Origin of the sequence: Rhodococcus sp. BS-15 (assembly GCF_000813105.1) — a bacterium.
Lineage (GTDB): Bacteria > Actinomycetota > Actinomycetes > Mycobacteriales > Mycobacteriaceae > Rhodococcoides.
Window position 1 is genome coordinate 1 of sequence record NZ_BAOX01000204.1, and the last position, 9,106, is coordinate 9,106.

Consider the following 9,106-nt stretch of genomic DNA (forward strand, 5'->3'; position numbering starts at 1 on the left):
ATCGCGGGCGAACTCTCCGCTCGCCGTCGCACTCGCGAAGGATGCGGCACGCGTGTCGATGGAGTCACCGCTCGCCCACGGCCTGGAGTACGAGCGGCGCAACTTCGCCGTCGCGCTGCGCTCGGACGACTGCCACGAAGGCCAGCGGGCCTTCGAAGAAAAGCGGACCCCCGAATTCCACGGAAAGTGATCTAACATGACGACTCAGCTAATCCGCGACGTGCAGATTCCGGTAGGCAATGATTGTGTTGTCGTGGCCGACCTGATCAAACCGAGTGGTGACGCACCGACTCCGGTGCTCGTCACCGTGATGCCCTATCGGCGCGATACGGCCGGTCACGTCACGCATGCGGACGCGATGACGTGGTTCGCCGAGCGCGGCTACGCCTCGGTCTTCATTGATCCTCGGGGCCTCGGCGGATCGTCGGGAACGATGCTGCCCCCGCTGGATCCCCAAGAGGGGCGCGACGCCGCCGCGGCGATCGAATGGATCGCCGACCAGCCGTGGTGCGATGGATCGATCGGCATGTGGGGGATGTCTTATGGCGGAATCATGACGCTGCGCACGGCCGCCCTGCGCCCGCGCGGGTTGAAGGCGATAGTGCCGATCTTCTTCACCGCGGACGGATCCGATGGCCTGGCCAACCCGAGCGGGGTACGCGGCGGTGTGATGGCCACCGGTCTATGGGGAACGAAAACCCTGCTCGATCAGGTTCTGCCACCCGTGCGCACCAACCCGACCAGTATCGAGATGGAGAGTTGGCGAGCTCGACTGGACGAGACGCCGAACATCATCGACTTCTGGCAGCACGGTCCCGACGATCCGGTCTGGGGGGAGCGCGCCATCGACGCCACTCTCGTGGACGTCCCGGCGCTGTGCTTCTCGGGCTGGCGCGACCTCTTCTGCTCCGGCAGCGTGCGCGCCTACGAAGCGATCCCGACACGGAAGCATCTCGTGGCGGGGCCGTGGATGCACGTCGAGCCCAGCGCCTCTCCGATTGCGCCTGCGGAGCATCGCGAGCTGATGCTCCGTTGGTGGGACCGTTGGCTCCGCGACAAAGCGGAACCGGAGTTCGACGCCGACGGTGCGACCGTGTTTGTGCAGGGAAGCGCGCAATCCTGGCGCGAGTACACGGCGTGGCCCCCGGCAGAAAGTCGAAGTGTCGTCTTTGACGCGGCCACCTCGAGCGAATTGATCCCCGCTCCCGACGATGGCGCCTCCGCGCCGCCACACTGGCCGGCGGTGTCGGTGAGCGACGCCGTCGCGGGCACACAGTCGGGGACGTGGTACATCCCCACGTTCGGTTACGGGCTGCCCTTGGATGAGCAGGAGGACGACCGGCGGGCCGTGGCCATCGATGGCGAGGAGCTCACCGAGGACACAGTCATCATCGGAGCGCCGACCGCCGACGTCGTGACAGGGGAGGGGACGACCAGCGATCGTATCGTCGTGCGCGTTGCCGACGTGGCCCCGGACGGTAGTTCGCATCTGATCACGACGGGCATCGCCCCCATTACCGGCGGCGCCGGTCAGTGGCGCGTCACGTTGGCGCCGACCGCGTACCAGGTGCCCGCCGGGCACCGGATTCGCATCGTCGTTTCCAGCAGCGACTTTCCCCACGTCCTGCCGGCCGTGCAAGCGGATGGCTCCAGCTCCGTTCTGGAGGTTCAGGGACTCCGCCAGCACTTGCTGACAATCGACCCCGGCGCCGGGGTGCCGACAACACTTCCGCCGCCCCCGACCGCCCTGCCGGACGGCATCATCAGTGCCGCGCCGGTGTGGAAGATCGGGCGCGACCTGATCCTCGACGGGGTTGAGATGCTCTCCGGCGCCGACGTCGCGGTGAGAACATTCGACGAAGCCCATGTCTATGAGTCGTCAACGCGTGATTTTGCCGAGGTCAATAATCTCGCGCCGAGTATGGCGCGACTGACCTTCGATCACGCGGCGACGGTGCGGTTGGCGAATGGCCGGACCATCGAAGGAAGCGTGCATTCTGAGTTTGTGGGCGGAAAGCTCACAGCACACGCAAAGGTTCGCGTCGGGGATGACCTCGTTGTCGATCGAATCTGGGAGGTATAGAAACGATGTCCGAACTGTTCCCCAACTATCGCGCCCCTTGGGAGTCCGATGACCAGGCAGCCCTTCGGGTGCATGCCGCCGCGTTCGTCGCCAAAGAAGTGACTCCGCACGAAGAGCGCTGGGCCCAGCAGCACCAGGTCGACCGTGACGTCTGGAACAAGGCCGGCGCGGCGGGTCTGCTCTGCCTCGATGTGCCCGAGGAATTCGGCGGTGCCGGTGGCAACTTCGGGCATGAGTCCGTCGTCCAGCAGGAGCTGGTCGGCGCCGGCGACAGTGCAATGGGCTTCGCCGTGCACTCGACCATCGTGGCGCACTACATCAATTCGTACGCCACCGCAGAGCAGAGGAAGCGGTGGCTGCCCAGATGCGCCACGGGCGAGGCGGTTCTCGCCATTGCGATGACCGAACCGGGGACAGGGTCTGACCTGCAGGCTGTTCGCACGACCGCCGTCCGACAGGGCGACGACTACCTGATCAACGGATCGAAGACCTTCATCTCGAACGCCACCCACTGCGACCTTCTCATCATTGTCGCCAAGACCGATCCCAGTCAGGGGGCAAAGGGAATTTCCCTTTTCGTCGCCGAGACCAAGGACCTGGACGGCTTTGAACGCGGCCGAATCCTAGATAAGATAGGACAGCACGGACAGGACACCAGAGAACTGGCATTCACCGATATGCGCGTCCCCGCGGCCAACCTCCTAGGAGGCGTCGAGGGCCAGGGCTTCTATCAGCTAATGAACCAGTTGCAGCGGGAGCGACTCATCATTGCAGTCGGCGCGATCGCAGCAGCCGAGACCGCGGTCGCCCGGACTATCGCGTATGCCAAAGAGCGCAAGGCTTTCGGCAAGCCACTGATGCAATTCCAGAACACCAGATTCGTCCTCTCCGAATGCAAGGCCGACGTCCTGGCCGGCAAGACACTCATCGACCATTGCATCGGCGAGCAGATCGCGGGCCGACTGGATCCCGCAACCGCCTCGATGGCGAAGCTGTGGGCGACCGAGAAGCAGAAGGAGGTCATCGATCGGTGCCTCCAACTGTTCGGCGGCTACGGCTACATCCTCGAGTATCCGATCGCCAGGATGTACGCCGACGCTCGGGTCCAGACGATCTATGGCGGAACCAGCGAGATCATGAAGGAGCTCATCGGAAGGTCGCTCTAGACGAGCAGCAAGAGCCGCAGCATGGAGAACCATCCTTGTGAGTTTCGCGAAGTCTCGTCGACCGAAGCGCTATGTCTGAGCCGCAACTACTTGTTCCCGGCTCACGAAGGGAGCAACCGCCATGATCTGCATCTTGGGTTCGGCCGGGCACTTCGGCCTGCGGCTCGGAGTACTTCGGGGACTTGGCGAGATGTACGAGCGCAGCGACATGAACGACCTCAGCGATCGCGTCTTGAAGACAACGGATAGCGAGCCTCGACCGACGATTTTCTCGACGCCAGACTCGTCGCGTGGCCGTCCTCCAACGGTCCGATGATGACAAGGATCCTCTGTAAGGAGCAACCAGGCGCTACCGCGGTGGCTGCGGAAACGTCATTCCGTGGAGTGGTCGCTTTGCTCGACGACCTCGTTTCAAGTGAGTCGTTCCTCCGCGGGAGCGCCCACCGCCTGCGTGCCGAGGTGCCTGCGTACCGGTCGGTGTCCGACGAGTCGATCACCGCCTGTGTCGAACGGATCCTGCGGTTCGCTGCCCCGGTCTTGATCCGGGGCAGCGAACCGCCAAGCGGCGAGATTGTCGGGGCCGATCACGCGACTCTCGAGAAGCTACTGCAAGGTGCGGACTTTCACGATGTCATGGCTGGATTCCGCTCCGTCATCACGGGGATCCAGCACTGGATCGCCGATCGTGCCCCCGCGCATGGCGTTGCGGTCGGCACGGTACTCGAGCTCTCACAACTGCTGTGGGGATTGAGTGACTCGTTCTCCAACCAGGCGACCGAAACGTACCGCCGCTATGTAACACTCGGACAGCCGAAGCTCGAACAACAACGTCGTAGGCGGTGGGTGACTGGCCTCCTCGCGGGCAGCCTTCCCGTGCACGATATTTGGCTTGGATGCGCCGAATTCCACATCGATCACGACGCACTCGTGCACGTAATCTGTGTCGCTGCCGTCCCGCAATACGCGTTAGAGGGCATCGCGACTCGGCTGATTGACGACTGCACGGCGAACGCCGGTGCCAGCGAATCGGTAACGATGCTAGTTCCCGGCGCGGGCGGCCTCATCGGATTCACCACGTCGCCACCCGGATCGTCACGAATGCCTGTCGCGGTTGGTCCGCCACGACCACTCAGTTCCCTCAACAGCTCGTACGTCATCGCGCGGGACATCCTCGCCGCCGTCGGCTCAACGGCTGGCGTACACAGCCTCGAATCGGTCAGCTGGCGGGTCGCGGTGCCGGCGCAATACGCCCTCAACGCGTTCCTCGACCGTCGATATCTAGTTCCCTTGCGCGAGCATGGCGCGTTCGGAGAGCTCATCATCGAGGCGCTTCAGGCCTGGCTCAATCACGACCGGAACGCTGCGCGAGCAGCGGCCAGCATCCCCGTCCACAGGAACACCCTCCGATACCGGCTGAGCCGGTTCGAGGAACTCACCGAGTGCTCACTCGACGAGACTGAGACGATCATTGAGCTCACGTGGTACTTGCCGCCTCATCGGCCCTTCGAAGCGAATAACCGGCGGCGGCGCAGCCTTTTGGACGAGTCCGCGACTGCTCTTACCGCGTGAGAACCGTGCGCGAGAGGCCGATCATTCCGGACCCGTCAACGACCGCGCCCCCGAGTTTCCGCGCACGATGCCGTCCACCCGCTCGATCACCAGGAGTAGTTCCGCTCGCTGGGCGGGCTCCAGATCCCTTCTTCTCGCAAGTGATCGAGCACGGGCGCGAAGGCCCGAACCTCGGCTGGATTCCACAACGGGAAGTTGACGAGCACGTTCGATGTGGCGGTGTGCTGTTTGAGAGCGATCAGTTGCCTTGCCACCTGCTCGCTGGTGCCGAAAATCTTGAGTATCCCCTGACCACTGCCCCACGCCCGCGCAGCTGCCTCAGACCCTTGTTCCTCGAACAGCGCGCGAACAGAGTCGATTCCGCCCAGGATATCGGCGGCCAACTCCATCGTTGCGTCCTCGTTGAGCGACCTCGTGAGCCGTTCGTAGGTCTCCTCAGCCTCGCCCTCTTCCTCGCGAACAATGACTATGGCGAACGGAGTCGTACCTAGCGGAGCTGCACGCCCGACGCTCTCAAGTACGGATTCGACGCGATGTCCGGTCTCTCGCACCTTGTCTAGGCTGTTGCCGGCAACGACGAGTTGGTCGCAATGTCGAGCGGCAAAGGCCATACCAGCCGGTGACCCGCCAGCGCTCACGAGGAGTGGGTGTGGACGCTGGAGCGGGCGGGGCGCCTTGATTCGGCCGTCAACGCGGTAATAGTCGCCCTCGAAGTCCACAGCTTCCTCGTCCGCCCAGAGACGCTTGACAACCTCGACGAACTCGCCCGCCATGGCGTAGCGGCGGTCATGCTCAACCAGGTTCTCATCACCGAACAAGCGCGCCTCAGGGTCGCCGAACCCTGTCACGACGTTCCAACCCCAGCGGCCGCCACTAAAGGCGTCGAGTGTGGCGCCCATTCGCGCGGCGTGCGCGGGCTTATGGTGTGTGGTGTGCAGCGTCGTGATCACTCCGATGTGATCAGTCACCGCAAACAAGCCCATAGCGAGCAGCGGCGCATGGAACTTCGGCGACTGATGCCCTGCGCGTTCGGCGGCACGCTGATGTCCTGACCAACTATCAGCGATGAATAGCGCATCGAAGCCGGTCTCTTCCGCGCTCCGTGCCATGTCGAGAAACACCTGCTTCGATAGCGTCGGTGTCGTACGCGCAGCTTCGTCCGACCAGATGTGGTCCGTCTGACCCGTGGGGAAGAAGTAGGTGAGACTCAGTTCGTCCGGGTTCGTGTTCAGGGCTTTCAATTCAGTACCTTCGGTTAGGCGATCATCGCAGTGCGGGGCTCGAGGTCATGGGTGGGATAGTCAGGATCGATAAGGGGCAGCTGGGAGAGGAGTCGGCGAGCCGTCGAGATTGCTTCCCGCACAGCGTCGTCGGCACCAGCCGTCCGCGGAGCAACACAGCTGTTTGGCGCCAGCAGATGGCGTACCAGCACGACGGTGCCGTGCCCGACCTCGACGATGGCCGCCATGGCCCGATCGAGCCGGTCCGCGCAGTCGCAGCGCTCTGCCAGCAGTAGTTGCCCAAGGCATGCATGATGGATGTACGGGCAGCCCCCTGCAGAGGGCCCCGCTCCGAATGACAGCACCGTGTACTCGTCGGGTTGCCCGAGCAAGCTGTATGTGACGGCGTTGAAGTCGCCATGTCGCGTAGTTAGGGAGAACGCCGGCCCAACACTGATTTGCGTGCGTTCCGCCATGCATTCGGCGACGTCGCGGACATCGACGACGCTGAGCCCGTGGTGGCTCGCGAACCGTTGAGCTTCCGCAGCATCGGCGAGCTCATGCGGGTTGTCGGCGCTGACAAGGTGCCCTATCCCACATACTGGCGACAGCTGGGCGATTCCAGCAAGGTCCACCGCAGCGTGTGCATAGTCGGGGCGCGAACGAGATCCACCAGCTCCCGTGACGCGCGGCTGGACGTGACCCGGGCGCGTGAACGACGCCGCGGTCGACGCTGGATCCGCCAAACGCCTCATCGTCGTGGCGCGATCCCCGGCGGAGATGCCGGTGCCGATGCCCGAAGCAGCATCAACCGTCACGGTGTATCCAGTCCCGTTCTGCGCCGCGACGGCAACACCAGACATTGAACTCAGACCCAGACGGACGCACTCCGTGTTCGGCAGTGCCACCTCGAGATACCCCGAGGAATAGCGGACAAGGAAGGCGGCAGTGACCGCGGTGACGTAGCTCGCCGAACACACGAGAACTGCTTGGGGACAGTCGGCGGCTGCGTGGGCATCCGTGACGACGACGACTCGCCCCTCCGCGAGTTGCTGGGCCACGCGATCAGCCGTGCCGACGCTCTGAGTACTGATGATGTGCTCCCTCCATTCGGTGGCGTGATGCCGATCACAATACAGACAGTCCGCTCAACGGGATGCACAATCCACCAGATGGGCTGGCTTAGATTTCTGCAGGAGTTCATCCCGCGCACCGGGTTGCGAATCCCGCCTGTCGGGTTCTAGAGTGAGATCTGCGACACACTCGTGTCGGTAGCGATCAACTGTCATACGAACGGAAGGACCGAGGCGATATGTCCGAGGTGCACGCGAAATTTCTCGACCAGACGGGCGTTGCGGAGGCGACGACGGCCGTCTGGCCAGCACTGAAGGTGCCACGGGAGCAGATCGAAGCCGAGATCGCCCGTCTCGCGGGGCTTCCTACCCCTAGCGACGGTGTCCGACGTTCGCTGGTTGTTCACCCGAGCTCAAAGTTCCGGGGTCTCACACCAACGATCCGCGCGGCGATCGAAGTCGTCCTCCCCGGCGAGCGCACGCCGCACGTCACGCGAAGCAGCTCGTGTGTCGAGCTGTGCATCGGCGGCGCGGGGATCGCAGAGGTCGATGGAGTTCGATTCGACGTGTCGAAACACGACACCTGGACCGTACCCAATCTCACTGCCCGTCAATACGAGGCCAGCGGCAGTGAGCCTTTCGTGAGACTGGTGTTTAGCGACGAACCCTTGCTGGAGTATTTGGCAGCACACTACGTCAACGACGGCTACCGAGCGGCCGCGGACGGGGTAGAGCACGTTCGGGAATCTCTCGCCGACTACGCCTACCCGATGCCGTCTGGAGGCGGCGCTCTCAAGACCTATGCAGGCCTGATGGATCCCGAGGTGATTCGGCATCATCCCAAGTGCTGGAAATGGGACGAGGTCAAGGCCTACCTCGACGGTCTTGACAAGTCCGGCCCCGACTATCGCTCAGCGATCATCGCCCTGCTGTGGGACGAGTCAACCGGTCGAGTCAATGGAAGCACGAACACTCTGACCGCGTTCATCTCCGGCGGCTATGACCCCACCTGGGTCGAGGGCAAGTACCGCATGGCGCGCTCGCACCGGCACAGCATGGCGGCGATCAACTACGCTTTCGCCGGCGACTGGCAGACGGTGGTCGAGGGCCAAACGATCCGATGGGGCGCAGGAGATCTCGTTCTGACCGCACCGGCGTGGGCGCTGCACACCAACGGCTCCAGCTCGCAGCAGCCGTACACATTCGCAATGCAGGATGCCGCCCTCATGGCTTCAATGAACGCCTCGGTCGTGCAGGAGTACGTGGGACAGCAACCAATCCTCATTGGATCGCACGCCGGCTTCAACACAAGCATCGATACCGAGCACGCCGACGAGCTCATCGACGTCTGATCGGACTAATCTGACTCACCTCCAGTCAGACTCACGGTAGTGGTGAGCGGCGGCGACACCCGCGTCGCCGCCCCACCAACCGGAGTCTGTTTGGCCGTACGCATACACCTGGCGGCATCCCACCTTCTGGCCCGACGTGGACGAGCTCGGAACATTCAATGTCTGATGAGGGCTCGGTCGATAGCCAACCTGGCGACAGACTCAAGCGCCGCGGCTGGAGAACCTTCGTCGTAGAGCCCGCCAAGTACAAAGGCGCCAACTATGACCACGTGGAGTTGATCGGCCAGTGCGTTCGCCCCCTTGGGCTAGGCTCGTCAAGGTCCGCAGCCGCTTTCGAAGTTCCTCTTCGTGGCTTGAGCAGCGTTGTCGGATTTCCTGATAGGAATCGCTGTCGAACTCGGCAGCGGTGTTGACGAACGCGCATCCACGGTAACTGGCACTGGTTGCTAGATCTTGAATCCAAGCGACTTGCGCGAGGAGTTCCTCGACCGGGTCTGTATGATCGCCGGGCGATGCGATCCCAAGTGCTCCAGAAGTTTTCGTCTCGACGGTCGAGGACTGCGAGTGTCAGATCGGTCTTACTAGGAAACCACCGGTACAAACTGGCCTTAGACATGCCAGACGGGACTGGTGCACGGTTAGG

The 9,106-nt window shown here is 63.3% G+C and carries 7 protein-coding genes; 5 read left to right on the forward strand and 2 right to left on the reverse strand.

The features are described 5' to 3' along the window. From RHBS_RS19440 to RHBS_RS19455, 4 genes are all read left to right on the forward strand, one after another. The coding region (locus tag RHBS_RS19440; RefSeq protein ID WP_237669459.1) for an enoyl-CoA hydratase-related protein at window positions 1-190 on the forward strand (190 nt) is incomplete at its 5' end. A 6-nt stretch (window positions 191-196) separates the two neighbouring features. Further along, the gene (locus tag RHBS_RS19445) at window positions 197-2,083 is read left to right on the forward strand and encodes a CocE/NonD family hydrolase (RefSeq protein ID WP_006368938.1); all 1,887 of its coding nucleotides are present in this window, start codon (window positions 197-199) and stop codon (window positions 2,081-2,083) included. A gap of 5 nt (window positions 2,084-2,088) precedes the next feature. After that, window positions 2,089-3,249 carry an acyl-CoA dehydrogenase family protein gene (locus RHBS_RS19450; protein ID WP_006368939.1) on the forward strand — a complete coding sequence of 387 codons (1,161 nt, stop codon included), beginning with the start codon at window positions 2,089-2,091 and terminating at the stop codon, window positions 3,247-3,249. A gap of 393 nt (window positions 3,250-3,642) precedes the next feature. Beyond that, entirely contained in the window at window positions 3,643-4,818 is a 1,176-nt protein-coding gene (locus tag RHBS_RS19455) for a CdaR family transcriptional regulator (protein WP_187298561.1), read from the forward strand. A gap of 86 nt (window positions 4,819-4,904) precedes the next feature. Here the strand turns inward: RHBS_RS19455 and RHBS_RS19460 are convergent, their stop codons facing one another. Next, window positions 4,905-6,059: an LLM class flavin-dependent oxidoreductase gene (locus RHBS_RS19460; RefSeq protein ID WP_006368941.1), complete on the reverse strand. Its 1,155-nt coding sequence runs from the start codon at window positions 6,057-6,059 to the stop codon at window positions 4,905-4,907. A 14-nt stretch (window positions 6,060-6,073) separates the two neighbouring features. Next, window positions 6,074-7,099 carry a 3,4-dihydroxy-2-butanone-4-phosphate synthase gene (locus RHBS_RS19465; protein WP_050955240.1) on the reverse strand — a complete coding sequence of 342 codons (1,026 nt, stop codon included), beginning with the start codon at window positions 7,097-7,099 and terminating at the stop codon, window positions 6,074-6,076. 251 nt (window positions 7,100-7,350) lie between these two features. Between RHBS_RS19465 and RHBS_RS19470 the strand changes: the two genes are divergently transcribed. Next, entirely contained in the window at window positions 7,351-8,463 is a 1,113-nt protein-coding gene (locus tag RHBS_RS19470; protein WP_006368944.1) for a hypothetical protein, read from the forward strand. The last annotated feature ends 643 nt before the right edge of the window (window positions 8,464-9,106 follow it).